At 70.0% G+C, this 25,247-nt stretch carries 23 protein-coding genes and 1 pseudogene; 17 read left to right on the top strand and 7 right to left on the bottom strand.

Annotated features, from left to right (window positions below; translation table 11 throughout):
- Window positions 1-23 precede the first annotated feature (23 nt).
- Window positions 24-1,226 (top strand): cysteine desulfurase-like protein, encoded by a 1,203-nt coding sequence (locus ACSP50_RS24190; protein WP_014691910.1) that lies wholly within the window; start codon window positions 24-26, stop codon window positions 1,224-1,226.
- Window positions 1,227-1,429: 203 nt separating this feature from the next.
- Window positions 1,430-3,388: a methyl-accepting chemotaxis protein gene (locus ACSP50_RS24185; RefSeq protein WP_014691908.1), complete on the top strand. Its 1,959-nt coding sequence runs from the start codon at window positions 1,430-1,432 to the stop codon at window positions 3,386-3,388.
- A gap of 15 nt (window positions 3,389-3,403) precedes the next feature.
- Here the strand turns inward: ACSP50_RS24185 and ACSP50_RS24180 are convergent, their stop codons facing one another.
- Window positions 3,404-4,033, bottom strand: a complete 630-nt coding sequence (locus ACSP50_RS24180) for a TetR family transcriptional regulator (protein WP_014691907.1) — start codon at window positions 4,031-4,033, stop codon at window positions 3,404-3,406.
- 91 nt (window positions 4,034-4,124) lie between these two features.
- Here ACSP50_RS24180 and ACSP50_RS44180 point away from each other — a divergent pair.
- From ACSP50_RS44180 to ACSP50_RS24155, 6 genes and pseudogenes are all read left to right on the top strand, one after another.
- Window positions 4,125-4,405 (top strand): annotated as a pseudogene (locus ACSP50_RS44180) (hypothetical protein); the annotation flags it as partial.
- A 48-nt stretch (window positions 4,406-4,453) separates the two neighbouring features.
- Complete coding sequence (locus ACSP50_RS24170) at window positions 4,454-5,020, top strand: hypothetical protein (protein ID WP_014691906.1); 567 nt, start codon at window positions 4,454-4,456, stop codon at window positions 5,018-5,020.
- 37 nt (window positions 5,021-5,057) lie between these two features.
- Complete coding sequence (locus ACSP50_RS24165) at window positions 5,058-7,022, top strand: acyltransferase family protein (RefSeq protein ID WP_014691905.1); 1,965 nt, start codon at window positions 5,058-5,060, stop codon at window positions 7,020-7,022.
- Complete coding sequence (locus tag ACSP50_RS24160; RefSeq protein WP_014691904.1) at window positions 7,019-7,222, top strand: hypothetical protein; 204 nt, start codon at window positions 7,019-7,021, stop codon at window positions 7,220-7,222. The genes ACSP50_RS24165 and ACSP50_RS24160 overlap by 4 nt, the downstream gene beginning before the upstream one ends.
- A gap of 56 nt (window positions 7,223-7,278) precedes the next feature.
- Window positions 7,279-7,452, top strand: a complete 174-nt coding sequence (locus ACSP50_RS43110) for a hypothetical protein (protein ID WP_014691903.1) — start codon at window positions 7,279-7,281, stop codon at window positions 7,450-7,452.
- Entirely contained in the window at window positions 7,449-7,682 is a 234-nt protein-coding gene (locus ACSP50_RS24155) for a hypothetical protein (RefSeq protein WP_014691902.1), read from the top strand. Before ACSP50_RS43110 ends, ACSP50_RS24155 begins: the two co-directional genes overlap by 4 nt.
- A gap of 217 nt (window positions 7,683-7,899) precedes the next feature.
- On the opposite strand, the gene ACSP50_RS24150 is transcribed toward ACSP50_RS24155, so the two are convergent.
- Both ACSP50_RS24150 and ACSP50_RS24145 read right to left on the bottom strand, forming a co-directional pair.
- Entirely contained in the window at window positions 7,900-10,230 is a 2,331-nt protein-coding gene (locus ACSP50_RS24150; RefSeq protein ID WP_014691901.1) for a non-reducing end alpha-L-arabinofuranosidase family hydrolase, read from the bottom strand.
- A gap of 459 nt (window positions 10,231-10,689) precedes the next feature.
- The gene (locus ACSP50_RS24145) at window positions 10,690-11,661 is read right to left on the bottom strand and encodes an AAA family ATPase (protein ID WP_014691900.1); all 972 of its coding nucleotides are present in this window, start codon (window positions 11,659-11,661) and stop codon (window positions 10,690-10,692) included.
- A 267-nt stretch (window positions 11,662-11,928) separates the two neighbouring features.
- Here ACSP50_RS24145 and ACSP50_RS42225 point away from each other — a divergent pair, with 267 nt between their 5' ends.
- Window positions 11,929-12,432, top strand: a complete 504-nt coding sequence (locus ACSP50_RS42225) for a hypothetical protein (protein WP_155123609.1) — start codon at window positions 11,929-11,931, stop codon at window positions 12,430-12,432.
- A gap of 79 nt (window positions 12,433-12,511) precedes the next feature.
- On the opposite strand, the gene ACSP50_RS24140 is transcribed toward ACSP50_RS42225, so the two are convergent.
- The gene (locus tag ACSP50_RS24140; RefSeq protein ID WP_155123608.1) at window positions 12,512-13,171 is read right to left on the bottom strand and encodes a hypothetical protein; all 660 of its coding nucleotides are present in this window, start codon (window positions 13,169-13,171) and stop codon (window positions 12,512-12,514) included.
- Between the two features lie 594 nt (window positions 13,172-13,765).
- On the opposite strand from ACSP50_RS24140, the gene ACSP50_RS24135 reads away from it, so the two are divergent.
- Entirely contained in the window at window positions 13,766-14,308 is a 543-nt protein-coding gene (locus ACSP50_RS24135; RefSeq protein ID WP_155123607.1) for a permease-like cell division protein FtsX, read from the top strand.
- Window positions 14,309-14,624: 316 nt separating this feature from the next.
- On the opposite strand, the gene ACSP50_RS24130 is transcribed toward ACSP50_RS24135, so the two are convergent.
- Complete coding sequence (locus tag ACSP50_RS24130) at window positions 14,625-15,620, bottom strand: zinc-binding dehydrogenase (protein WP_014691897.1); 996 nt, start codon at window positions 15,618-15,620, stop codon at window positions 14,625-14,627.
- A gap of 123 nt (window positions 15,621-15,743) precedes the next feature.
- Here ACSP50_RS24130 and ACSP50_RS24125 point away from each other — a divergent pair, with 123 nt between their 5' ends.
- Window positions 15,744-16,784: an aldose epimerase family protein gene (locus ACSP50_RS24125; RefSeq protein ID WP_014691896.1), complete on the top strand. Its 1,041-nt coding sequence runs from the start codon at window positions 15,744-15,746 to the stop codon at window positions 16,782-16,784.
- Window positions 16,785-16,830: 46 nt separating this feature from the next.
- Here ACSP50_RS24125 and mraY read toward each other — a convergent pair whose 3' ends face one another.
- Window positions 16,831-17,934, bottom strand: a complete 1,104-nt coding sequence (gene mraY, locus ACSP50_RS24120; RefSeq protein WP_014691895.1) for a phospho-N-acetylmuramoyl-pentapeptide-transferase — start codon at window positions 17,932-17,934, stop codon at window positions 16,831-16,833.
- Window positions 17,935-18,022: 88 nt separating this feature from the next.
- Here mraY and ACSP50_RS24115 point away from each other — a divergent pair, with 88 nt between their 5' ends.
- Window positions 18,023-18,412 (top strand): TIGR03668 family PPOX class F420-dependent oxidoreductase, encoded by a 390-nt coding sequence (locus tag ACSP50_RS24115; RefSeq protein WP_014691894.1) that lies wholly within the window; start codon window positions 18,023-18,025, stop codon window positions 18,410-18,412.
- Window positions 18,413-18,430: 18 nt separating this feature from the next.
- On the opposite strand, the gene ACSP50_RS24110 is transcribed toward ACSP50_RS24115, so the two are convergent.
- Window positions 18,431-19,057 (bottom strand): TetR/AcrR family transcriptional regulator, encoded by a 627-nt coding sequence (locus ACSP50_RS24110; RefSeq protein WP_014691893.1) that lies wholly within the window; start codon window positions 19,055-19,057, stop codon window positions 18,431-18,433.
- A 123-nt stretch (window positions 19,058-19,180) separates the two neighbouring features.
- Here ACSP50_RS24110 and ACSP50_RS24105 point away from each other — a divergent pair, with 123 nt between their 5' ends.
- The 5 genes from ACSP50_RS24105 (at window position 19,181) to ACSP50_RS24085 (ending at window position 25,226) form a co-directional block, all read left to right on the top strand.
- Window positions 19,181-19,570, top strand: coding sequence for a hypothetical protein (locus ACSP50_RS24105; protein WP_014691892.1), 390 nt, complete (start codon window positions 19,181-19,183; stop codon window positions 19,568-19,570).
- Window positions 19,567-20,781 (top strand): MFS transporter, encoded by a 1,215-nt coding sequence (locus ACSP50_RS24100; protein ID WP_014691891.1) that lies wholly within the window; start codon window positions 19,567-19,569, stop codon window positions 20,779-20,781. Before ACSP50_RS24105 ends, ACSP50_RS24100 begins: the two co-directional genes overlap by 4 nt.
- A 161-nt stretch (window positions 20,782-20,942) precedes the next feature.
- Window positions 20,943-21,224, top strand: a complete 282-nt coding sequence (locus ACSP50_RS24095; protein WP_014691890.1) for an acyl-CoA desaturase — start codon at window positions 20,943-20,945, stop codon at window positions 21,222-21,224.
- Window positions 21,225-21,582: 358 nt separating this feature from the next.
- The gene (locus tag ACSP50_RS24090; protein WP_052311707.1) at window positions 21,583-22,683 is read left to right on the top strand and encodes a CHAT domain-containing protein; all 1,101 of its coding nucleotides are present in this window, start codon (window positions 21,583-21,585) and stop codon (window positions 22,681-22,683) included.
- Window positions 22,680-25,226, top strand: a complete 2,547-nt coding sequence (locus ACSP50_RS24085; RefSeq protein WP_052311706.1) for a tetratricopeptide repeat protein — start codon at window positions 22,680-22,682, stop codon at window positions 25,224-25,226. Before ACSP50_RS24090 ends, ACSP50_RS24085 begins: the two co-directional genes overlap by 4 nt.
- Window positions 25,227-25,247: the final 21 nt, after the last annotated feature.

Here is a 25,247-nt window from a genome sequence, read left to right as displayed (position 1 = left end):
GCGCCGGATGGCAGACTGCGCGCATGGTCTTCGAGGTGGCGGCGTTCCGTGAGCACTTCCCGGCCCTGCGGCACGGTCTGGCGTTCTTCGACGGCCCGGGCGGCACGCAGACGCCGGCCGTGGTCGCCGAGGCGATCGCCGCGACGATGACCGCGCCGCTGTCGATCCGGGGGACGGTCGGCATTCCGGACGGCAACGCCGAGCGGGCCGTCCGGGAGTTCCGCGCCGCCTATGCCGACCTGCTCCACGTGCCGCCGGCCGGCATCGTGCACGGGCGCAGCGCCACCCAGCTCACCTACGACTTCTCCCGGCATCTGGCCAAGACGTGGCGGGCCGGCGACGAGATCGTGCTGAGCCGCCTGGAGCACGACAGCAACGTCCGCCCGTGGATCCAGGCCGCCGACCGGGCCGGTGTGACGGTCCGCTGGATCGAGCTGGACCCGGCCGCCGCGACCCTGGACCTGGACTCCTACCGGCGGGCGCTGTCCCCGCGCACCCGGCTGGTCGCGGTCGCCGGCGCCTCCAACGTGCTGGGCGCCAAACCGCCGCTGCGGCACCTCGCCGACCTGGCCCACACGGTCGGCGCGCTGGTCTACGTCGACGGCGTGCACCTGGTCCCGCACGACCTGGTCGACGTCCCGGCGCTCGGCGCGGACTTCTTCGTCTGCTCGCCGTACAAGTTCTTCGGCCCGCACTGCGGCGTGCTCGCCGCCCAGCCGGCGCTGCTGGAGACGCTGCGGCCGGACAAGATCCTGCCGTCCTCGGACGAGGTGCCGGAGCGTTTCGAGTTCGGCTCCCTGCCGTACGAGATGCTGGCCGGCGCCACCGCCGCGGTCGACTTCATCGCCGCGATCGCCCCCGGGCCCGGATCGAGCCGCCGTGAGCGGCTGGCGCACTCGATGGCCGCCGTGCACGAGCACGAGCTGGCCCTGCGCGCCCGGCTGGAGGCGGGTTTGGCCGCGCTGGGCGACGCGGTCACGGTGCATTCCACGGCCGCCGACCGCACCCCGACCACCCTGATGACGCTGACCGGCCGTGATGCCCGCGCGGCGCAGGTCCACCTCGCGGCTGTGGGGGTGCTGGCTCCGGCGGGGTCCTTCTACGCGTACGAACCCTTCACCGCCCTGAAGATCACCGACCCGGCGCTGCGCGTCGGCCTCGCCCCGTACAACACCGCGGCCGAGGTCGACCGCTTCCTGACCGCCCTGACCGACTTCCTGTCGTGACGCTCGCGGCTCCGCGGGCGGGCTGCCGGGGCGAGATCGCGGAAGGTGGCTGCCGGGGCGAGATCGCGGAAGGTGGCTGCCGGGGCGAGATCGCGGAAGGTGGCGGCCGGGGCGAGATCGCGGAAGGTGGCAGCCGGGAGCGGGGCCCGGCCTAAGCTGAACCGGACCATCCCGGATCAGCCGCATGCCGCCGAGGTGACACGGTGCACAGCATTCGGACAAGGCTGGTCACCAGCGTCCTGGTGACCGTGCTGATCGCCGTGGCCTCGCTGGTGACCATCGCGGTGGTGATGACGCGCTCCCTGGCGTTGCGTCAGGCCGGTGACTACACCGAGCAGCTGGCGATGCGACAGTCCGCGGCGGTCAGCCGGGTGATCGACGTGGCGGTGCACGCCACCGAGGAGCTGGCCGGCACGCTGGCGCGGCTCAAGGAGTCCGGGGTCACCGACCGCCGGGTGGTGACCGATCTGGTGGGCGCGGCATTGCGTCGGCATCCGGATTTCTTCGGCATGTCGACCGGGTGGGAGCCGAACGCGTTCGACGGCCGGGACCGTGACTTCCGCAAGGTCGCGCCCAGCGACGCCACCGGCCGGCTGATCCCGTACTGGTACCGCGACGGGGACCGGCTGCGGACCGACCCGCTCGTCGACTACGACAAGCCGGGCGCCGGGGACTGGTATCTCCAGCCGAAGGCGAACAGCAAGAGCCTGGTCGTCGACCCGTACGTGTACCAGGTCAACGGCAAGGACGTCCTGATGACCACCGCGACCGCCCCGATCCTGTCCGGCGGCCGTTTCCTCGGCGTGGTGACGGCCGACCTGGCACTGGCCGACCTGCGCACCGCGGTGACCGCCGAGAAGCCGTACGGCACCGGGTATCAGGCGCTGCTGACCGCGGGTGGTGCCGTCGTCGCGCACCCGCTGGCGGACCTGCTCGGCAAACCGCTGTCCGAGGTGAGCGCGCAGGTCGGCGCCGCGGTCAGTGGCCAGCGGCCGGTGCGCTGGAGCGGCCAGGACCCCTATCTGAAGTCCGCGGCGACGGCTGTGGTGGCGCCGGTGCCGCTGGCGACGGGTGACTCCTGGGCGCTGCTCGTCGCGGTGCCACACAGCACGATCACCGCCGCCGCCGACGACATGCGCCGCAACCTGCTGCTGGCGGCGGGGCTGGCCTTCCTGGCGGCCGGCGCGGTGGCCTGGGCGATCGGTACCGGCCTGGCCCGGCCGATCCACCGGCTGCGCGACCGGCTCGTCGAGATCGCGGCCGGCGACAGCGACCTCACCCAGCGGGTCGACCAGGATCGGCGGGACGAGATCGGTGAGCTGGGCGCGGCGTTCAACCGGTTCACCGCCAAGATCGCGGACGTGGTGCGGCGCATCGGGGAGAAGGCCGAGGGTGTCTCCGCCGCGGCCGACGCGCTGACCGGGGTCAGTGAGCGGATGCGCGGCACCGCCGACGACAGCGCCGGACGGGCGGCGCAGGTCTCGGACACCGCCGACCAGGTCTCCGGGAACATCCAGACGATCGCGGCCGGCTCCGAGGAGATGAACGCGGCGATCCGGGAGATCTCGGCCAGCACCATGGAGGCGGCGCAGGTCAGCCTGCGGGCCGCGGAGGCGGCGCAGGCCAGCACGGCCAGCGTCACCAAGCTGGGTGAGTCGTCGACCGAGATCGGGCAGGTGGTCCGGCTGATCACGGCCATCGCCGAGCAGACCAACCTGCTCGCCCTCAACGCCACCATCGAGGCGGCCCGGGCCGGCGAGACCGGCAAGGGTTTCGCGGTGGTGGCGGGTGAGGTCAAGCAACTGGCCCAGGACACCGGCCGGGCCACCGGGGACATCACCAGCCGGGTGGAGACGATCCAGTCGGACGCGCTCGCGGCGGCCGACGCGATCCGGGAGATCGCCGAGGTGGTGGACCGCATCCACGAGTTGCAGAGCACCATCGCCAGCGCGGTGGAACAGCAGACGGCCACCACGCACGAGATGACCCGGAACGTCGCCGAGGCCGCCGGCGGCTCCGCGGCCATCGCCGGCACGATCGGCGCGGTGGCGGACGCGGTCCACGAGACCAACGTCGGCAGCCAGGCCACCGGCCGGGCCGCCCAGGAACTGGCCGAACTCGCCGGCGAGCTGCGGTCGCTGGTCGGCCAGTTCCGGGTCTGACCGCGCCATGCCCGCTCAGCGGAGCGGGAGGCCGGAGCGGAGCTGGTCGAAGGCGCGGTTGGCCGCCTCGACCGCCGCCGGGTAGAGGTCGTCGGCGGTGGCGCCGGCGGTCAGGCGCCGCCAGTTCTCCCGGGCCAGGACCCGCTGGACCGCCAGGATCTGGGCCGCCGCCAGCCGCGCCGTCAGCGGGTCCGGCGTCGCCGTCGCCAGGCTCTCGGCCAGGCTCCGCTCGTCGCGCAGCTGATAGTCGTAGACCCTGGTGGCCAGGCTGGGTGTGGAGAAGACCAGGTCGTGGAAGGCGAGCACCTGCGGCACGTCGTTGAGTCCGGTGACCGGGTCGCGGGTGGCCAGCCCGTCGAGGAACCGCCGGTGCAGCGCATCGAGCGGGGAGCGCCCGGCCGGGCGGGAACTCACGGTCCGGGCCGGTTCGCCGGCGTGGTCGGCGAACCGGTGCAGGACCAGGTCCTCCTTCGACGCGAAGTAACGGAACAGGGTCGGCTTGGAGATCTCCGCGGCCGCGGCGATGTCGGTCACCGACACCCGGTCGAAGCCGTGTTCGAGGAACATGCCGATGGCGATCTCGGAGACCGTGTCGAAGGTGCGCTGCTTCTTGCGCTGCCGCAGGCCCGTCTCGCTCACCACCACAGGCTAGCATTCTGGTTAAATTTGTAACCTTGTAACTTTTCTTACCAAGTAAGGGAGCGTGACCAGAGGCGCCGGGCACCGTTCTCACCCGGGTTTCCGCGTCCCGGCGGTCGTGTTGACGTACGCTGATCGTCTCCTGCCGTTGCTGAAGTCCACCGTGCCGCAGACGCGGTCGGTTCGCGGTGACGCCGAGCTCACCGTGAGTCGCGTGCCGGACCTGGCCACCGCGGTCACCGAGCGGCTCGGTGCGGCGCCGTCGAGCCGGCCGAGATCGTCGCCGCCGAGCCGCGCGGCCACCACCGCCTCCACGTGGTGCTCACCCGCGCGGTCTCCCGGATGGACGTGCTGCACACGGGTGACCTGCCGGTCTGAGTACTTGCCGGGTTGCCTTACCTTACGGGCATCACACCTGGAGAGAACATGCGCCTGACATACGCCCTCGTCCCGATTCTGATCATGTCGCTGGCCGCCTGCGGCGACAAGAAGGTCGCCGCGCCGGCCGCGACCCCGGTCACGACCACGACCACGACGACCGCGACCGCCGAGTCGGGGGTCGCCCCCGCCTCGGCCAAGCCGGTGGCGGCTCCGAAGAGCCCGGCCGTGGTGAAGGCGAAGCCGGCCGGCTCGTCCAATCCGGCCTTCGGCATCCAGTACGCGCTGCTCAAGTCGAGCAAGCCGGCCACCCGGCAGATCACCTACGACCTGATCGAGTGGTACGAGGGCAAGGAGGCCACCAAGGCCTGCGCCGAGGACGGGGTCAAGGACACCGACGACGACCAGTGCACCGGCTGGTACATCCGGAACAACAACACGAAGCTGCGCACCCTCACCGTCGACCCGGACGCCACCATCAAGCTGACCGTCGAGGGCACGCTGAAGTCCGTCGACCTGAAGACGTTCCTGGCCGGCACCCACCCGGACACCGTCATCAAGTTCACCATCGACGCGAACCGGATCGTGTCGCTGGCGGAGATCTTCCTGCCCTGAGCGGTTTATCCCGAACCGCGCGTGGTAGCCGGGCGTCGTGTGGCGCTACCACCCGGCCCTCGACGGCCTCCGCGCGCTCGCCGTCACCGCGGTCCTGCTGTTCCACGCCGGAGTCCCCGGCGTGGGCGGCGGGTTCCTCGGCGTCGACGCGTTCTTCGTCCTGTCCGGCTTCCTGATCACTTCGCTGCTGCTCGACGAGCACCGGCGCACCGGCCGGATCGACCTCGGACGGTTCTGGCGGCACCGGGTCCGGCGGCTGCTGCCCGCCCTGCTGGCGATGCTCGCCGCGACCGTCGTGGCCGGACGGTACCTGCTCGACCCGGACGCGCTCGGACTGCTGCGCACCGACGCCTGGGCCGCGCTCGGCTACGCCGCGAACTGGCGGATGATCTTCCGCGGCACCGGGTACGTGGCGGTCACGGCCACCCCGTCGCCGCTGCAGCACACCTGGTCGCTGGCGATCGAGGAACAGTTCTATCTGCTGTGGCCGCTGCTGGTCGCCGGGGTGCTGGTCGGGCTCGCCACCCGCACCGCCCGCCGGTTGCTGCTCGCCGGCTGCGCCGCCGGCATCATCGTCTCCGCCCTGCTCTGCGCGGCACTGTTCCAGCCGGCGGCGCCGGGCCGTGCCTATTTCGGCACCGACACCCGGGCCCAGGCTCTGCTGATCGGCGCGGCATCCGCTGTGCTGCTGGCCCGCTCCGGGCGTGCCCGGTACGTGGGTGGCCCGGTGCCCGTCCTGGCCGGCGTCGCCGCCACCGCGGGGCTCTGGCACCTGGCGTCCGAACAGGCCCGCTGGATGTATCACGGCGGCCTGACCGCCGCCGCGCTCGCCGCCGCCCTGGTCGTCACCGGTGTGGTCGGCGACCCCGGATCCGGGCCGGCCCGGCTGCTCGCCCTGCCGCCGCTGGTCTGGCTGGGCCGGATCTCCTACGGCGTCTACCTGTGGCACTGGCCGCTGTTCACCTTCGCCACCACGGAGACCACCGGCCTGTCCCGCTGGCCGCTGCTGGCCGTCCGTCTCGCCGGCGCCCTGGCCCTGGCGGTCGTCAGCTATCACCTGATCGAGCTGCCGGTGCGACGCGGTCTGCTGGCCCGCACCCTGCCGCGTCACGGCCCGGCCGCCGTCACCGCGGCCGCCGCCGCGGCGGTCCTGCTCACCATCGGCCTCAGCACGCTGCCGGCCGGCCCGCCCCCGGCGGTCGCCGCGCCGGTGGTGATCCCGCCGATCCCGGCCGCGCCGGCACACCGCACCACCGGCCGGCTCCCGGCGCCCACCCGCGAACCCCGGGTCACCTTCCTCGGCGACTCGGTGTCCTGGACGATCGGCACCTACCTGCCCCCGCACCCCGGCATGTGGACCAGCGTGCGCGCCATCCAGGGCTGCGGCATCGCCACCCTGCCCGACATCCTGCAGCAGGGCACCCCGCACACCAACTATCCGGGCTGCACCGAGTGGCCGCGGCGCTGGCGGCAGGCGGTGATCAAGGACAGCCCGGACGTGTCGGTGATCCTGCTCAACCGCTGGGAGCTGATGGACCGCCGCTACCAGGGCGGCTATCAGCACGTCGGGCAGCCCGGCTACGACGGCTACCTGACCGACCGGCTGGACCTCGCGATCCAGGCCGCCGCCACCCGCGGTGCCGCGGTCGCCCTGCTCACCGCCGCGTACACGCACCGCGCCGAACGCAGCGACGGCAGCCTCTACGGCGAGGACCGGCCGGACCGGGTCGACGCCTGGAACAGCCTGCTGCGCCGGGTCGCGGCCCGGCACCCGGGCCGGGTCACCGTCCTCGACCTCAACGCGGTGGTGTGCCCGGACGGGCGATACACCGCCACGGTCCACGGGCTGCGGGTGCGCAGCGACGGCCTGCACTTCACCCCGGCCGGTGTGCAGCAGGTCATCGCCCCGTGGCTGCTGCCCCGGCTCGCCGCCCTCGCCGTCGGCGGTGATCGCGGGCCGGCGGGTTTACCCGGGTCCCGACCGGGAAGGCAGCGCTCATGAGTACCGAACAGCAAGCCGCGGGCCGGCATCCCACCGACGAGCCGGACGGCACGCCCGCCTACGCGGCCTCCCTGCGCCGTCCCGGCGAATCGGTTGCCGGGGCGCCCGCCGAGGAGCCCGAGCCCGACGAGGCACCGACCGGCGCCGGCTACGACGAGAACGCGGTGTCCGGCGACAGCACCGCCTACCGCCCCGACTGATGCGGTCGCGCCGGGTTCGCTGCATCGGACCGGACGGCGCGGGTATAGGAGCGATCATGAATGATGTCGATCCCGAGCAGTACGACGAGGACACCCCCGGGCAGGAGCGCGTCCCGAAGCGGGACGCGCAGGAGGCGCACGGCGGCAGCATGGCGCCCGGGCTGGTCGACGACACCGGTCACCGCACGGCCGAGCCGTTGCCCGGCGCCCCGGTCGAGGAGCCGCGATGAGCAACGCACCGGACCGGAACGACCCCGACCGCGCCCGCGGCCTGATCAGTGACGCCCAGGGCGAGTTCGTCCAGGAGCACCCCGGCGGCGCGTTCGACCCCCGCGCGTTCCGCTCCGGCCACCCCGCCCCGCCGGCCGAGCCGCCGGCCGCATCGCATCCGGCGGGCGAGCCGCCGATGCGCGGGAACCGGATGGCGCCACCCGGCGAAGAGTCCGCCAAGGCGGAATAGGCACAGGTTTCACCGGCCGCCGATCCCGCTGGCATGGCTGACGTGGTCGGCGGCGAAGCCCTGACACCCGACCCGATGTCTCGCGACGGCGACGCGTGGGCGCCCGGCCTGTCGCTGACCTGCACCCGCATCGCCTGACGGTGCGCGCGGCCGACGACCGTTGACCGCATCGCTGCCACCGGGCGAACAGTCCCGGTGGCAGCGATGCGGAGCGTCGTCAGCGCTGCAGGGTGAGCAGGCCCGGACGCCACGGCAGGTTGTTGTAGTCGCCGCCGGCGTTGGGGTCCTTGCCCTGATAGAGCAATTGCAGGTGGCACGGGTCGACGGTCTTGGTCTGGTCCGGATTCTCCCGGACCAGGTCCCCGTGGCTGATGTCGTTGGTCCAGGTGGCGCCGCTGTTGGCCGTGCCGGCGAACGGGTTGCTCTCGCTGGCGGCCTGCGGGGTCCAGGAGCCGCCGAGGCTGCTCGCGGTGAACGACCGGAAGTAGCGGCCCTGACTGCCGATCGCCTCGACGATCATCAGGTACTGGTTCTGTCCCTGGACCTTGTAGACCTCGACCGCTTCGAACAGGTTGTTGGTCGAGTCGCTCATGACCGTGGTGTACGAGGAGCCGAAGCTGCCCGGGAAGTTGCCGATCGGCATGCTCGCCCGGTAGATCTTGCCGTTGTCCCCGGCGAAGAACAGGTACATGTTCTGGTCGTCACCGATCAGCGTCTGGTCGATCACCCCGTACGGCGCGTCGGGCAGCGTTCCGGTGAACAGGGTCTGCGCGCTGGACCAGCCGTTGGCATTGGTCGGGTCGGTGGAGGTCTTGTAGCTGAACGACGTCGGCCCCCACTGGTAGGCCAGCACCCAGATGTTCTTCGGCGCGAAGTAGAAGAGGGTGGGCGCCACGGTGCCCTGGCTCATCCCGTTCTGCCCGGCCGAGGCCATGTCCGACCAGTTGGTGAACGGGGTGAAATTCATCGAGCCGTACGACCCGTTGGACACGTTGGACGCGTACACCAGGTGCTTGCCGTTGTAGACGACGTTGGTGAAGTCCTTCAGCGAGGTCCAGCCGTTCTTCGGCTGCGCGAGCGCACCCGTCGAGCTCCAGCGGTACGACGACGGCAGCGTGCAGGTGCTGCCGCTCGGCGACGGCGTCGGCGAGCTGGTGCCGGGGGCGGAGTAGGTGAATTGCTGGTTGGCCTGGCCGTTGCAGTCGTACAGCTGGACCTGCTGGCCGTTGGCGGTGCCCCAGACGTCCAGGCAGCGGCCGGACTGCACGCCGGTGATGGTCCCGTTGGCGTTGACGTTCCACTGCTGGTTGGCCTGCCCGTTGCAGCTGTAGATCTGGATCGCCGCGGAGTTGCCGGAGCCGGCGGCGTCCAGGCACTTGGTGCCGTACACCGTCAGCTGCCTGTTCGACGTGTACGTCCACTGCTGGTTGGTGCCGCGGTTGCAGTCGTAGAGCGTCACGCGGGTGCCGTCGGTCTGCGACCGGTTCGGTACGTCGATGCACCGCCCCGACTGGGTTCCCCGGATCTCTCCCGTCCCGCTCGGCGGGGTGGAGCTGCCGCTCGGGGTGGGGCCGGCGGCGTTGAGCGCGTCGAGGACCGAGGTGTAGGCGGCCTTCTTGGTGCCCGAACCGTCGAACAGCAGCGGGTTCTCACTCGACCGCCACGAGTCGCTGTCCCGCACACCCCACACGGTGACGCCCAGGCAGCGCGGCACGTTGACGCAAGCCTGGGTGAGCCCGGCGTACTGCGAGGTGGACGCGTTGGTGACGTCGGCCTCGGTCAGCGCGACGTCCACGCCGGCGTTGGCGAAGTTGGTGAGCGTGGTCTGAAAGTTGCCGGGCAGCGCACTGCCGCCGGTGAAGTGGGTCTGCAGCCCGACGCAGTCGATCGGCACGCCGCGCGACTTGAAGTCCTTGACCATGGTGAGCACGGCCAGGGTCTTGGCGTACGTCGCGTTCTCGATGTTGTAGTCGTTGTAGCAGAGCTTGACCGACGGATCGGCGGCCCGCGCCGTGCGGAACGCCACCTCGATCCAGTCGTTGCCGGTGCCCTGCAGATTCGACTGCCGGCGGCTGCCATCCTCGTTGTACGCCTCGTTGACCACGTCCCAGGCGGCCAGCTTGCCCTTGTAGTGCGCCATCACGCCGTTGATGTGGTCGATCATGGCCTGACGCAGCGAGCTGCCGCTGAGGCTCTGCATCCATCCGGGTTGCTGGCCGTGCCAGGCCAGGGTGTGGCCGCGGACCTTCATGCCGTGCTGGGTCGCCCAGTTGTAGATCTGGTCGCCGGCGCTGAAAGTGAACTGGCCGCGCTGCGGTTCCGTCGCGTCCGGCTTCATCTCGTTCTCGGGGGTCACCATGGTGAATTCGCGTCCCGCGATGCCGGTGTACGTCGCATCGCCGAGCCGCCCCGCCGCGAGGGCGGTGCCGAAGTAGCGGCCCGACTGGGCGGCCGCGGCGCCGAGGGTGCTCGCCGCCGCACTCGCGCCGGCGCTGACCACCACCGAACCCGCCACCGCGACGACCGCGACGACACCGCCGATGAGCATCTTGAGCCGTAACGGCCGGCCTCCTGGGGAGCCTGCGGGGTGGACAGGAGGGCTGGTTGTCACATCGGCCTCCGTTTCGGTTCTGCGTTCCGGCCCGGAGCACCGCGAGCAGGGGCCGGAATGCCGCCGGCGGGGTGCGGAAGGCATGCCGGTGCACCGCGCGTCCTGAGCGAGAACGACCAGAGTCAATATTTCCGCAATGCTGGCACGGTAATCGCGCTGAAACAATAGTTACGAAGAACTTCCGGAATCCAGATGCGACAGTACGACGATCGTCAGCCGGTTCGGGAGGGCTCCTAGCTGCGGCGATGGTGGGATCATCGGTGGATGCGCCGTCGGTGATGGGCATGCTGGCGAGGCCAGTGAGACGCGACGGATGTAATGCATCGAAAGTTTCGGAGCCGTTGAGGGGGGTCATCTATTGGCGGCCGTAATCTTCGAATCGTATGTCCAGAACTGTTATATCCGTTTGTCACGGAAAGTCGACACCGAGCCTGCTCGACCCCGGCTCGCATCGGCGTCCCGCCGGTGATCGATGTGGCCGAGCACTGTCGCGACACAGGCCTCCAACGGTCGGGCCGTGTCGACGAGCAGGGCGTCCGGCCAGGGCGGGAACGCCGCGAGCCGGGCCTTCGCGTCCGGCCAGTCGCCGGCGTCAGCCCAGCCGGGAATGCCGCGCACCCGGGTCTCCACCCGCTCCCGGTGCAAAGACTCCACGCTGCAGGCGCAGACCACCGGGATGAACGCGGCGCCGGCCGCTGACGCGAGACTCGCCCAGCGGGCCCGTACCCCCGGCTCCTCGCTCGTCGTGTCGAGGATCGCCGAGCGTCCGGCGGACAGCTCCCGATAGGCCAGCGTCGTCAGCAGTTCCGCACCGATGCTCATGAGGTCGGTGCGGTGCCGCATCCCGAACGGGCTCAGTGCACCCATCAGCCAGTCCAGCGCGAACACCGGCACGTCCAACGCCGCCCCGACACGGTCGGCGACCGTGCTCTTTCCGCTGCCGGGCACCCCACCGAACACGATCAGCGCCGCGCCGGACCTGGATGTCATCGGCACGCCGGTGAAGTCCGCCGGCAGGCCGGGCGTGAGATAGTCCGGCACCCAGCGCTGCGTATGGGTCAGCGTGATCCGATGTGGCACCTCGGCCCCGACCTCGACGTGCGACACCCACAGGTCGTCGTCGCGGGTGCGGAATCGGGCCGTGGCCGCTGTCCCGTCAGCGTCGACGCCGACGACGCGGATCGGGGCGAGCCCGGCCGCCCGGCTGCCGGTGATGTCCCGCAGTGCTGAGGCGCCGCCGATCCCCGCCGCGAATCCGGGGTCCAAGGCGCCGTCGACGTCGACGTCGACGGGCCACCGTCCGTCGAGTCCCTCAAGCAACCAGCGCAGTCGCGTCAATGCCGGGGTGCCGGCCACCAGATCGTCCATGCGTCGAGTCTGGACGGGCACCGGATCTTTCACCTTCCCGCGGGTTACGCGAAAAGCGTATCCGCCCCGGCAACCCGATCATCCGAAGCTCCTGCTGCCGGCGCCTACTCCAACGGCGATCGACCTGCGTTGGTCGCACGCGGCGGCTCGGACGCCGCGCAGGAGGTGGGCGCCATCAGCGGCAGATCCGGACGCTGGCCGGGGCCGAGCCCAAATCCGTCATCCGAATGGGGGAACAGTTATTGCGCTCATCGGCATAATGAAGAGGTGGACTCGGAGACCTATTTCGCCGCCTCGGCTCAGATACTTCCGGCTTTGATGATTCCCATCTGGATCGAGAATATTCATCTCGCTCGGCAACGCGCGTTGAGAATTATGGCAGCACGTCGACGAATCGAGGAACTCTGGGAGAGTGGTAAGGGAAAGGCAAGCGGGGACTTCACCACGAGGCTGGAAATTCTTTCGCGAAGTTTCGACAAGTCGCGCAATCGCCACCGTGGTGGGATCGTGTTGGCCGTCGTCTCCTCGGTGGTGTTCATCCTCGGCGAAGCAGGCGCTATCTATCCCTTGCTTGAGCCGCATACTCGTCCTGGGTCCTTTGATGTCAGTGAACCAGCGAAATGGACCACGGTCGGCGCCATTGCGCTACTTTCTGTACTCGTTGCGTTCTTTCCATTTCTCAGGTATCCGAGAACGGGATCGCGGAAAGATCCGGAAGGATACCGACCGCAGCCGGTGAATACCACCGACGTGCAGTGGGAATTGCCCTGATGCACCGGACCGCCATTGTCGAGGCCTGCCGTCGCACCGTCCCCGCCCCGAAGGTGATGGTTCTCAGGGGAACCTGGCGTCACCGGGATGTGAAGAAGCTCCGGCAGTCTGCGAGGTCGCCGTAGGAGACGATCGCATCGTCGATGTCGTTATAGTCGTCACTGACCTTTGCGATTGTGGCATTCACTTGGTTCTGAAGGCCATCGGAGACGGCTTGCGTTTTGGCCTGACCCTGCTGCTCCAATAGGGTCAAGAGAAGGTTGACATCGACCTGTATGCGGTTCAATGAATTCATCATAGCCTTGATGTGCTCCTCATCCTCCTCGGGATATGGAGCTGGAGCCCATTTGGAATAGAGTGCCTTCAACGTGTTCTCCGCTGCCGTTGTCCATCGAACCTGGGCGGCGATGCCGTTATCCGGCGCTTCCCCGGCCCTGTCGAGCTGTGCCTGCGCATCCCGGCACCACTGGTTGACCTCGGCGACATAAATGACGTGTTCCGGTGAAGGCTTCGACGGCGGAGTCGCCGAGGGGCCGGCGTGTGTGCTGCCGCCGGTCGAGTCGCCGTGGGCCTGAATGCCGAAAAAGACTGTCGCCGCGACGCCGACCACGCCGACCAGCACGCCGGCCCAGCTGGCGCGATCAGCGCCGGTGGATCGACCGATGGCCACGATCAGTACACCCGTGATGGCGACCAGAACGGAGATCGCCAGGAGTATTCCCATCGTCGGAAGATCCACCCAATCTTGTATTCTCGCTGGTCGGCCACCGCTGGCGCATCAGATGACGGCACCGTTCAGCACAGATTTCTCCGGCCGTGGGCCGCGGTGGCGATGGATGCGTTTTCGCCGAAGATCCGGTGGCGGCCAGCTTCGCGAGGTTCCTGTCGTGGCCGTGACCATATGGGCAGACTGTCGCTACGGCCATCGGCCGACCGACGGAAAGCGTTCGTTCAATCGCCTGGCGATGATCCATTTCCACCATCTGTATCTCCCTACGTGTCGCCCAGGACCGTAGCCTGTGCGAGCTACCGACGACGCGGTGCTTGCCCATTCAGGAAAATCATGACAGTGAAGTCGCTCCTTTGTCGCCCGGAGCCTCACTCAGTTGTGGGCGCGGCTCTGAAATGATCTTGGCTTCGGAAGAGTAGGCCTGACCCCGTGCGGTGCGGACAGCAGTTTTCGCCTAATCGGCGGGTCCAGCTCAGGGCTGTTTGGCGCATTGCACAAAAGATAGCTGGTCGTCCTTCGGTCGGACGGCAATATCTCATCGTCAACGCTGTGGAATCGAGGCGGCAGTCGCAGTATTGGCCCCCTCTGATAGAGTGGCCCGCCGTGTCTGATTCAAGCTCTTATTCCGGCGTCGACCTGCCCGCACCCACACAGCCGCCGCTCATGTCCCACGGGACTGCGCCGAAGCGGCGAAGCGTCACCCTTCTCGCGACAGCCCTCGTGGCGCTGGTCGTCGGGGCCGCTGGAGCCACCTCAGTATTGCTGTTGTCGGGCTGGCGTAAACCCGCAGAACAGCGGTACAACGTTTCCTTCTTTCTGAAGCAGAGCGTCACGGCGGCACAGACGTCAGCGATACGGACAGAGCTGGAGAAGGTCCCCGCCGTCAAAGACCTGCGATACGAGTCCAAGGAGGAAGCCCTCGCAAAGTTCAAGGAAATGTACAAGGATAAACCGGAGATGATTGAAGCGATAGAAAAGTCGGGTTCGGATAACGGCCTGCCCGTGTCGTTCCGCCTGGATATGAAGGCTTCCGATTTCGATTGTCGAACCATGGAGGCGATACGTGCGCTCCCCGGGGTGGAGCAATACAGTGTCGTCATGGGATCCATCGATGAGAACCCAGTCCTGCAGGTTCGCTGCCACTGATATCGGCTCATCGCTTCCGACGTCGCCACTTCGCCGCCGGGGCCTTTCAGCGGCTTGCGGCGATGATCGACGAGGTCACCGGTCACGAATCACCTCGGTGCTGGCCGAAGTCGTCATGGCGTCCCGGACGGCCGAGTCTCGCTGGCCATCGCTCGGCAACAGGCATTGAGCCATACCCTCCAGGCCGGGGTCAACCGCTCGCGAACGACCGCTGCGACCCGTCACTGCACCGTAGGACCGGCCACTCAGAGCAGGATTTCCACGGCGTCAGCGACGGTGACGACGGTCCTGTCGGGCGCGAGCGCGGCCGGGTTGCTCAGCGGCGGGGGTCGGCGTGGAATTTCGGGCCGGGGCCGGCGCCGGCCGGGCGGTTGCCGGCGAGGACGTCGACGATCTCGGGCAGGGTGAGGGTGGCGGCGACCAGTCTGCGCGGGGCGGTGGGCTTCGCGGCGTACGCCGCAATCGCTCCGGAAAGACCTGAGGAGGCGCCGAGAATGCCGACGGTGGTGACGTCCTTGAGCACGATGTCGCGGGTGTCGACCAGGCTGGGCGAGCCGGCGAGACCGATATAGACCACGGTGCGGCCGGGTTCGACCAGGTGCACCGCGAGGCTCGGCACGGCCGCCGCGTTGGTGGCGTCGACGACCCCGTGCCAGGGCAGGTCGGGCAGGGTGTCGCGGGTCCACACCGGGGTGTCGGCGAGCGGCTCGTCGCCGAGGCCGAGCAGGTGCACCTCGGCGCCCTGGGCCGCCCCGAACATGGCGGCGAGCAGGCCGATGGTGCCGGTGCCGAGGATCAGCAACCGTTCGCCGGGGGCCACCGCGGCGGCCCGGACCGCGCGCAGCGCGTTGCCGCCCGGCTCGACCAGGGCACCCAGCGTGGCGTCGACCGGGTCGGGCAGCGGATGCAGATAGGCCGCCGGGAAGAGCAGCCGCTCGGCCAGCGCGCCGGGCAGGCCGTCGCGGCAGCCCAGCTCGTGCCGGTCGGGGCAGACGTGGTGCCGGCCGGAGCGACAGCGTGGGCACGCGCCGCAGCCGATCATGGTGTCGCCGGTGACCCGCCGGCCGAGCCAGCTCTCGTCGACGCCGGGGCCGGTGGCGATGACCGTTCCGGCCCACTCGTGGCCGGGGCGCAGCGGATACGACGCGGCGCCGGTGTGCAGGTAGCTCATCTCGCCGGTGAACAGCTCGACGTCGGTGCCGCACACCCCGACCCGCTCGATGCCGACCACCACCTGGCCGGGGCCGGCCTGTGGCTCCGGCACGTCCTGGACCTCGGCCCGGCCGGGATCGGTGAAGACGAGCGCGCGCATGGTCGCCAGCGTAGAGCTTGCTCCCGGCCACTTCCGCCCGTGGGATCACCATTCCTGACGTGCCGGGAAAACGGTACGTTTCCTCCCGGTCCGGTAAGCCGGGAAGTTCGCGGAAGGAACCCGATGACGAGAATCGACAGCACCCCGTTCGGCGAGGCACCCGACGGCACGGCGATCGAGAAGTGGACGCTGACCGGCGCGAGCGGGGCGTCGGTGTCGGTCCTCACCTGGGGTGCCACCATCCAGTCGGTGATCGTGCCGGATCGGGACGGGCGGCTGGGCGAGGTGACGCTCGGCTTCGCCGACATGAGCGGTTACACCGACCCGGACAATCCGTACTTCGGCGCGACCATCGGGCGGTACGGGAACCGGATCGGCGGCGGTACGTTCACCCTCGACGGGCAGGCGTACAAGCTGGCCGGGAACGAGGGGGCGAATACGCTGCACGGCGGGCTGCGCGGTTTCGACAAGCGGGTCTGGGCGGCCACCGAGGTCACGGACGGGGTGCGGATGACGTACACCAGTCCTGACGGTGAAGAAGGTTTTCCCGGCGCCGTCGAGACGGCCGTGACCTTCAGCTTCGACGACGAGCTCCGGCTGCGGATCGACTATCACGCGACGACCGACCAGCCGACCGTGGTGAATCTGACCAACCACGCGTACTGGAATCTGGCCGGCGAGGGCAGTGGGACGATCGGCGACCATCTTCTGCAGATCAACGCCGGCCATTACACGCCGGTCGACGCGGCGCTGATTCCGACCGGTGAACTGGCGCCGGTCGAGGGCACCCCGTTCGATTTCCGCACGTTCCACGCGATCGGTGAACGGCTGCGCGACGACGATCCGCAATTGGCGTACGGGCGGGGCTACGACCACAATTATGTGCTCGCCGACCGGGTGGCGGCGATCGTCCGGGACCCGGCGACCGGGCGGCAGCTGACCATCGAGACGACCGAGCCGGGCGTGCAGTTCTACTCCGGGAACTTCCTCGACGGTCGGCTGCGCGGCATCTCCGGGCGGCAGTACCGGCAGGGTGACGCGTTCGCGCTGGAAACCCAGCACTACCCGGACAGCCCGAACCAGCCGCATTTCCCGTCGACGACGCTGCGGCCGGGGGAGACGTACACGTCGAGCACGACGCACACGTTCGGCGTCTTCGGCTGACCGTTCGGCAGGTCGTGGCGCGGGGAGCCGCCCCGCGCCACGACCGCTACCCGACGGCCGCCAGGAAGTCGGTGTAGAACAGGCCGAGGCCGATCGCCGCGCAGACCCCGGCCACGATCCAGAACCGCACGACGATGTTGACCTCGCTCCACCCGGCCAGCTCGAAGTGGTGGTGCAACGGCACCATCCGGAACACCCGCCGCCCGGTGGTCCGGTAGGAGACGATCTGGATCACCCAGGTGACCGTGATGATGACGAACAGGCCACCGATCAGGATCGACAGCAACGTGGTACGGGTGGCCACCGCGAGTCCGCCGATCAGCGCGCCGAGTCCCAGCGAGCCCACGTCGCCCATGAAAATCCGGGCCGGCGACGTGTTCCACCACAGGAAGCCCAGGCAGGCGCAGGCCGCCGCGGCCGCGATCATCGCGATCTCCAGCGGATCCCGCACCTGGTAGCAGTACTGGCCGGGGCGGGCGTACGTCGGGTCGGCGCACCAGTGCCGGTACTGCCAGAAGCCGATCAGCGCGTACGCGCCCAGCACCAGGGTGGACGCGCCGGTGGCCAGGCCGTCGAGGCCGTCGGTGAGGTTCACCCCGTTCGACATCGCCGTCACCACGAAGGCGAACACCATCACCGAGCCGACCTTGCCGACGTCCAGCCAGTCGAGGTCACGGATGAACGAGATGTGCTCGCTGGCCACCGTCTGGCCGTTGGTGCTCCGCACGTAGAGCGCGGCGATGCCGAACCCGACACCCACGAGCGCCTGGCCGAGCAGTTTGCCCTTGGCGGACAGGCCGTCGGAGTTGCGCCGGCGCACCTTGAGGAAGTCGTCGAGGAAACCGACCACCCCGCAGAAGACGAACACGCCGAGCAGCACGAGCGCCGTCATGGTCGGCTTCTCCTGCGCGATCTGCCGTTTCGGCAGCGTGGTCAGCGCGAAGTGCCCGGCGACGTAGGCGACGAGGGTCGCCACGATGAACGCGACCCCGCCCATCGCGGGGGTGCCCTTCTTCCCCTCGTTCGAGGCCAGCCCGAGAGAGCGGATCGGCTGCCCGGCCTTGAGCGCGGTGAAGACCCGGATCGCCACCGGGGTGGCGAACAGGGAGACGAGGAACGCGACCGCCGCCGCGACGATGACCGCCCTCACGGGCGGCCCTGCAGGAGATCCGGATTGCCCACGGGGCACGATCTTGCCATCTGCCGGCAAGCGTCGGTGGGAGCCTAGGCTGGGCCGGGTGGAGACGACCCCGGCGCAACGGTTCGCGAGCGCGCGGGTGGCCCGGCTGGCCACGGTCACCCCGGACGGCGCGCCGCACCTCGTGCCGATCGTGTTCGCCCTGGTCGGGGACGTGATCCACACCGGGGTGGACGGTAAGCCGAAGCGGTACCGCAACCTGCGCCGGCTGGTGAACATCGCCCGCGAGCCGCGGGTCAGTGTTCTCGCCGACGGGTACGACGAGGACTGGTCGCAGCTGTGGTGGGTGCGTGCCGACGGCGTCGCGACGGTCAGCGACGAGCCGGAGCCCGCGCTGATCGACCGTTACCCGCAGTATCGGGTGTCGCCCCCGCCCGGTCCGTTCCTGCGCATCCGGGTCACCTCCTGGCACGCCTGGTCCGCGACCTGAGGTGCCGGCGGGCACCGGTCACGCCGGGCCGGTGTTGACCGCGCCGTGCAGGAACAGGTCGACCAGGTCGGGGACGGGGGTGTGGCGGCCGGCGCCGCGGCGGCCGAAGAACAGGGCGAGGAAGGCGTCGGTGGCGGTGGCGGCCGGGACGCGCAGGGTGGCCTCGTCCGGCGCGAACAGGTTGAGAACGGCCTGCCGGGTGGCGGCCCGGGCGGCTTCCCGGTCGCCGGTACCACCCGCCGGCCGGGTCGGGTCGACGGCTTCGGTGCCCGGCCGCCGGTTCGGGGTACCGGAGGCGTGCACGGCCCCGACGACGGCGCCCATCCGGGCGAAGTAGGCGTCGAGCGCGTCGACCGCCTCGACCAGCCGGTCGGCGAGGGGCTGGTCGACGGAGATCGACCGGAGCTCGCCGAGCACGGTGGTCGAGTCCATGGCGGCGACGATGCACGCGCCCAACAGCTCGTTCTTGTCGGTGAAGACGCGGAACACGGTGGCCTCGCCGATCCCGGCGGCGCGGGCGATCTGCGCGGTGGTGACGGCGGCGCCGTGCTCGGCGACCAGGGGCAGGGCGGCGCGGACGATCATCTCGCGGCGTTGTTCGGTGGACATTCCCGGCGCGCGGCGCCGGTCACTCTCGGCTGTCATGCCGATCAGAGTACGGAGTGAGTACTCACTCCGTCAAGGCGGGCGGCGATTGGACGGGCATCGACGCGGGACATAGCATGTGCCGACCATATTGATCATGGTTGTCACCAGCGGGGGAATGCCTTGTCCGAGAGTTCGTGCCGCATCTGCCACCGGGCGCCCGCCGCGGAGGTCACCTTCCACGGGCACGAGGGCATGATCGTGCTGATGCGCTTCAGCCGGGTGCACGGCCCGTTCTGCCGGGAGTGCGGCCTCGCGGCGTACCGCGACATCACCGGACGCACGCTGCTGCGCGGCTGGTGGGGGCTGGGCTCGTTCTTCGTCACCGCCGGGGTGCTGGTGCTCAACACGGTGCGGCGCGCCCGGATCGCGGCGCTGCCCGAGGCGGACCGCCCGGCCAACGACCGGACGCTCGATCCGGGAAAGCCGCTGCTGGACCGCCCCGCCGCGTACGGCCTGCTGGTGCCCGCGCTGCTGATCATCTACGTGGCGTTCAGCACCGCCCGGTCGTGACCGGCGGGGGCGGCTACCGCGCCGTGTTGGCCCTGCCGTACGCGGTGCGCACCTTCGTGCCCGCGGCCGGCGCCCGGCTGGCCTACGGGCTGTTCCCACTCGCCACCCTGTTCACCGTCCAGCAGGCCACCGGTTCGTTCGCCACCGCGGGCCTGGCCTCGGCCGGCTTCGGGGTCACCGCCGTGCTGCTGCCGCTCAAGGCCCGCCTGGCCGACCGGCACAGCCAGCGCGCCGTCCTGCCGCCGCTGGCGCTGACCTGTGCCGCGGCCCTGGCGGGCGCGGCCATGGTCACCCGGCCCGCCGCGCTGGTCGCGCTGATCACCGTGGCCGGCCTGGCCGCGCCGCCCCTGGGGCCGGCGATGCGGGCCACCTGGCGCCGGCTCACGGCCGGCACCGGTCTCAAAGCCCGGGCGTACGGTCTCGATTCGGTCGTCGAGGAGGCGCTGTACCTGACCGGGCCGTTGCTCGCCGGCCTGCTGGTGGCGGCCGGGCCGGCCCGCTGGGCTCTGCTGCTGACCGCGGCCCTGCTGCTGGCCGGCACCCTCGGCATGGTCGCCACCCCACCGGCGCGGGACCGGCGGCCACCCACCGGCGACGACCCGGGCGGCCATCGGTGGCTGGTGGACACCGGGCCGCTGCGCTCGCCTGCCCTGCGGGGCCTGGTGGTGACGATCCTGGCGGTGGGGACCGGCACCAGCGCGGCGTACACCTGCCTGGCCGCCTTCGCCGAGGACCGTGGCGCCCCGGGAGCGGCCGGCCTGCTGGAGGCGGCGCTGGCCGTCGGCAGTGTGACCGGGGGCCTGCTCTGGGGCCGCCGCGAACACGCGGGCCGGCGTCACCTGCGCCATCTCGCCCTGCTGACCGGTGTGCTCGCGACCGGTCTGGCCGTCGCCGCGGCGGCCGCCGGGCTGCTCATGCTGGGTCTCGTCCTGTGCCTGACGGGTACGGCGGTCGGGCCGGTCTATGTGGTCGCCTATCTGGCCGCCGACGACGCCGCGCCCGACGGGTCCGCCACCGAGGCCGGCACCTGGCTGAACGTCGCCGCCACGGCGGGTGGGGCGGCCGGCGCCGCGCTGGCCGGGACGATCGCCGAGTCCCGGGGTCCCGGCCCGGGTTTCCTGACCGGCGCCGGGCTGCTGGCGGTGACCGCGGTGGTGACGGCCGTACGGTCGCGCCGGGAAGCGGTGAGTGCCCCCGACGCCACCGGTTGATCTGCGGGAATTCACGCATCTGAACGCGGACGGCCGCCCGCGGGCCGTAGATTCGGCGCGAAATTCCTACGGCGGAGGCAGGTCGACATGTCCCTCACCGCAGACGGTGCGACGGGTCGCCGCGGGCCATACTGGACGGAAAGCGTCCGCTGCCCGCCCACGTGACCGTCCACCTGTTCGTGATCGTGCGGTTCGTGGCGCTGCTCGCGGCCGTCCCGTTCGCCTGGGGCCGAGGGTTGAGCCGGCTCGATCTGGCGCTGGCCGTCGGCTGGTGCACGCTGACCTGCCTGGGCACCACGGCCGGTCACCACCGGTACTTCACGCACGGCTCGTTCAAGGCCGGGCGCCCGCTGCGGATCGGTCTCGCGGTCGCCGGCAGCCTGGCCGTGCAGGGCGCCGTGAACCGGCCCACCGCGGCCCGGCTCGCCCGCATCACCCGCTGACGCCTCGTCCCGTAGAGGTTCACCGCCACCACCTGCAAGCCGGTGCTCGACCATTCCGCCTACCGGGTGCCCGTCCTCGATGAGGCGCCACCCGGAAGCCGCTCGACCCGCACCCGTTCCACGGTGGTCATGCCGATCCCGAACGGCCTGCGGACGATCGCGGGCGACGCCGGCAGGCAGGTGCCCACCCGTGCGGTGCGCGGGGCCGGTTCTACTGTGAGCAAGACGGCCCCGGCGACATCGACGGCGTCGCGCGCGGTGCCAACCGCACCTGCGACGATGACGGCTACAGCCCGTTCTCCCTTTGATCGCACTTCCTGTCGGTCGTTCCCGTCGCGGGGGCTGGCACAGTGGAGTGATGAACCGCGCGGCGGGCGTCGACATCGTGGTGCGGGAGCTGTCGGCAGCGGACGACGGCTCGTTCGCGGCCCGGGTCGAGTTCGGTGACTCCGGCGGCGAGACCGTGACCGTCCGCGCGCCCGTCGACGACGGCGACGAGAAGCTGCTGGCCTGGTATTTCGAGCAGCACCTGCAGTTCCCGTTCCTGGACCGGGACCTGGAGCGGCAGGCCGCCGAGGTGGTGGCGGAATACGGTCGCGCACTGTTCCGGCAGGTCTTCGCCGGCGAGGCGAGATACGGCTACCGCCGCGCCTTCGACCAGGGTTTCCAGGGCTGCCGGCTGCTGGTGCGCGGGTCGGCGGCCTTCCAGCGGCTGCACTGGGAGACGCTGTGCGATCCGGAGCGGGGGGAGCGGCTCGCGCTGCGGATGCCGCTGGTGCGCCAGGACACCCGGGTGCCGCTGCCGTACCGGCTGCCCGACCCCGCACCCACGCTGAACATCCTGGTGGTGACGGCGCGACCGTTCGGCTCCCGCGACGTGGGATACCGGACGATCTCGCAGCCGCTGCTGGACGCGATCGGCCGGACCCGGCTGCCGGTCACCGTCGACCTGGTTCGGCCCGGCACCTGGGAGGCGCTGCGCGAGACGCTGCGGACGGCCGCGCGCGACCACGGCCAGGGCTGGTATCAGGTGGTCCACTTCGACGTGCACGGCGGGTTCGGGACGGCCGAGGCGATGACTTCCGGGGTGACCTCCGGGCGCTACCTGTTCGAGCCGGGCGAGCGGCCCGCCGACGCGCGGCAGGGATTCCTGTTCTTCGAGACCGGCACGGTGGGCCGGGCACGGCCGGTGCCGGCCGATCAGGTGGCGCAGCTGCTGGCCGAGCACCGGGTGGCGGTGGCGGTGCTGAACGCGTGCCAGTCGGCGATGCAGGACGGCGGCGAGGCCAGCCTGGCGCAGGACCTGGTGGCGGCCGGGGCGCCGGTCGCGATCGGCATGGCGTACTCGGTCACGGTCAGCGCCGCCCAACAGGCGATGCCGGTGCTGTACGGCCGGCTCGCGGCCGGCGACGACCCGGTCGTTGCGGCGTACGAGGCCCGCCGGCCCTGCACGACGTGAAAGCGCGTCGCGGACACTTCGAACAGGATCTCGATCTGGAGGACTGGATCCTGCCGGTCGTCTTCGCCCAGCGGGAGTCCCGGCTGGACCTGCGGCCGATGACCGCCGGCGAGCAGGAGGTCTTCTACCGGCGTCGCGAGCAGGTGAGCGTGGCGCCCGCGGTGGATTACGGTTTCGTCGGCCGTGACCTCGACCTGCACGCCCTGGAACGGCTGCTGCTGATCGATCCTGAGCGCACCCAGGTGCTGGTCCGTGGCATGGCCGGGGCGGGCAAGTCCACCCTGCTCGCGCACGCCGGCTGGTGGTGGCAGCGGACCGGACTGATCGAGCAGGTCTTCTCCTTCTCGTACGAGCAGCGGGCCTGGACGGCCGAGCAGATCACCCGCCAGATCGCGCACGAGCTGCTGCCCGCGCCGGAGTTCGCGGCCTGGGAGTCGCTGGGCCCGGCGGCCCGGACCGGCCTGATCATCGACCGGCTGCGCGCCACCCGGCACCTGATCGTGATCGACAACGCCGAGTCGATCACGGCCAGCCCGGCGGCGATCCCGCACGCGCTCCCGGAGCGGGAACGTGACCGGCTGGCCCGCTTCCTGTCCGGCCTGCGCGGCGGGCGGACGCTGGTGCTGGTGGGTTCGCGGGAGGCCGAGGAGTGGCTGGCGACGTCGACCTTTGCCGGCGGCGTCCACCACCTGCCAGGTCTGGATCCACAGGCCGCCACGGCCCTGTTGGAGCGGATCGTGGCGCGGCACGGCGGCAGCCGGTGGCTGGGTGACACCGTCGATGACGAGCAGCGTAAGGCGCTGAGCGAGCTGATGCGGTTGATCGACGGCTATCCGCTGCCGATGACGGTGATCATGCCGCAGCTGGCCGGCACGCCGCCGGCCCGGATCCTCGCCGAGTTCGGCAGCGGCGGTGATGCCGTCGATCCGTCGATGGCCGCTCGTCGTGCGATCGAATACAGCCATGGCAAGCTCGACCCGGCTCTGCAGGAGTCCATTCTCTTGCTGGCGCCGTTCACCGGTAGCATTCCGGTTCCGGTGTTGCACATTTACGTCAATGAGTTGCGCGCCGGCGCCGGGGAAGTGAACATCGGGGAAGTTGATCTGGCCGGTGCGGTCGCCGAGCTGCGTAGTGTCGGCCTCGCCCGTGCGCATCCGGAGTTGACTGGATTCGTGGAGACCGTACCCATCCTCCCCTACTTTCTCCGGAATCGAATCCGCGGTGATCCGGACCTGGAGCGGGTGTGTCGTCACGCGCATTACCGCCTTTACGTCGACTGTGCCGCTTTCATGCAGGATGCCGTTCTTTCCGGTGACCCCTATCGGCGCGCGCTCGGCCGTGTAATGGTCAAGGCCGAGTATGCGAACCTCATGGCTTCCCTCCACTATGCGCAAGGGGCGGGGGAGCCGGTCCTGTCCGTCGTCCGCGCCCTCAACATGTACCTCGATGTGGAACATCAGCACAACGTCCGCCGGGCTCTGCTGGAGCAGGCGATAGAGCGACTCCCCGAACCGGAAACCGCCGACGATCGATGGGAATTGTTGGATCTGCACAACATTGCGGGCAACGCGGCCCTGACGCAGGGGCAACTGGACGACGCAACTTATCATTACCAGCTGGAATTGGACATGAAGCGGGCTCTCGGGCTCCGCGAGTATGAGGCCGTCACCCTCAACCAGCTCGGGAAGATTGCGCAGGAGCAGCGCCGTTTTGCGGAGGCGAAGCAGTATTTCCAGGACTCCATCGACATCAGCCTGGAGCACAACGACCGCAAATCTGCGGCCACTTCCTACCACCAACTCGGTATGGTCGCGCACGAGGAGGGGGGCCTGGAAGTAGCGGAAGACTATTATCGACAGGCCGCCGATCTCATCCGTGAGTCCGGTGCTCGGCAGGAACTCGCAGCCCCCTACCATCAGCTCGGGATCATTTTTTCCGATAAGGGGGAATGGGATCGCGCCAATGAATTCTTCGAACAGTCGCTCGCCATCGCCACCGAATTCAACGACCGGCACAAGATGGCCTTCACGTACCACCAGCTCGGTATGTCCGCCTTCCAGCAGGGATCGCTCGACAAGGCGGTCTACTATTACCGGTTGGCTCTCGATATCGAGATCAACTCTGGTGATCGAATCGGCGCGGCGAGCACCTACCACCAGCTCGGTCTGGTCGCGGTGGCACAACATCGAGTCGAGCAGGCGGAACAGTACTTTCAGCAGGCGCTCGACACCTTCGTGGATCTGGGCGAACTGTCCGGGTGCGCCGTCGTCGGCTTCCAGCTCGGTGATGTGATATGCCTCTCCGGCCGGCACGACGTTGCTTTCGTGCACTTCATCCGGTCCATCGTCGCCTACAGATTGAGCAGGGGAATCTGGGCGGTGAATGTGCTTGACCGACTTCACGAGGAGGAGGGGCACCCGATCGACCGGACACTCCAGCAGGCGATTGCGGACCTCGTCCCGGTGGAGCTGCGGGGCGAGTTCGGAGAGGCTTTTCGTCAGCGCGCCGCCACCCCGGGTCGAGGCCCAGCGGATCGGCCCTGACCCACTCGTGTCGATCAGGTT

It is taken from the genome of Actinoplanes sp. SE50/110 (assembly GCF_900119315.1).
Lineage (GTDB): Bacteria > Actinomycetota > Actinomycetes > Mycobacteriales > Micromonosporaceae > Actinoplanes.
Note: the sequence above shows the minus strand (reverse complement) of the source record. Positions and strands in the feature narration are given on the sequence as shown.

What these genes read in the sequence shown, in the direction of transcription:
- ACSP50_RS24190 (WP_014691910.1), top strand. Translation starts at nt 24, where the DNA reads ATGGTCTTCGAGGTGGCGGCGTTCCGTGAGCACTTCCCGGCCCTGCGG.
- ACSP50_RS24170 (WP_014691906.1), top strand. Translation starts at nt 4,454, where the DNA reads ATGCGCCTGACATACGCCCTCGTCCCGATTCTGATCATGTCGCTGGCC.
- ACSP50_RS24160 (WP_014691904.1), top strand. Translation starts at nt 7,019, where the DNA reads ATGAGTACCGAACAGCAAGCCGCGGGCCGGCATCCCACCGACGAGCCG.
- ACSP50_RS24130 (WP_014691897.1), bottom strand. Translation starts at nt 15,620, where the DNA reads ATGCGCGCGCTCGTCTTCACCGATCCCGGCCGGGCCGAGGTCCAGGAC.
- ACSP50_RS43110 (WP_014691903.1), top strand. Translation starts at nt 7,279, where the DNA reads ATGAATGATGTCGATCCCGAGCAGTACGACGAGGACACCCCCGGGCAG.
- ACSP50_RS24125 (WP_014691896.1), top strand. Translation starts at nt 15,744, where the DNA reads ATGACGAGAATCGACAGCACCCCGTTCGGCGAGGCACCCGACGGCACG.
- ACSP50_RS24145 (WP_014691900.1), bottom strand. Translation starts at nt 11,661, where the DNA reads ATGGACGATCTGGTGGCCGGCACCCCGGCATTGACGCGACTGCGCTGG.
- ACSP50_RS24090 (WP_052311707.1), top strand. Translation starts at nt 21,583, where the DNA reads ATGAACCGCGCGGCGGGCGTCGACATCGTGGTGCGGGAGCTGTCGGCA.
- ACSP50_RS24150 (WP_014691901.1), bottom strand. Translation starts at nt 10,230, where the DNA reads ATGCTCATCGGCGGTGTCGTCGCGGTCGTCGCGGTGGCGGGTTCGGTG.
- ACSP50_RS24110 (WP_014691893.1), bottom strand. Translation starts at nt 19,057, where the DNA reads ATGACAGCCGAGAGTGACCGGCGCCGCGCGCCGGGAATGTCCACCGAA.
- ACSP50_RS24155 (WP_014691902.1), top strand. Translation starts at nt 7,449, where the DNA reads ATGAGCAACGCACCGGACCGGAACGACCCCGACCGCGCCCGCGGCCTG.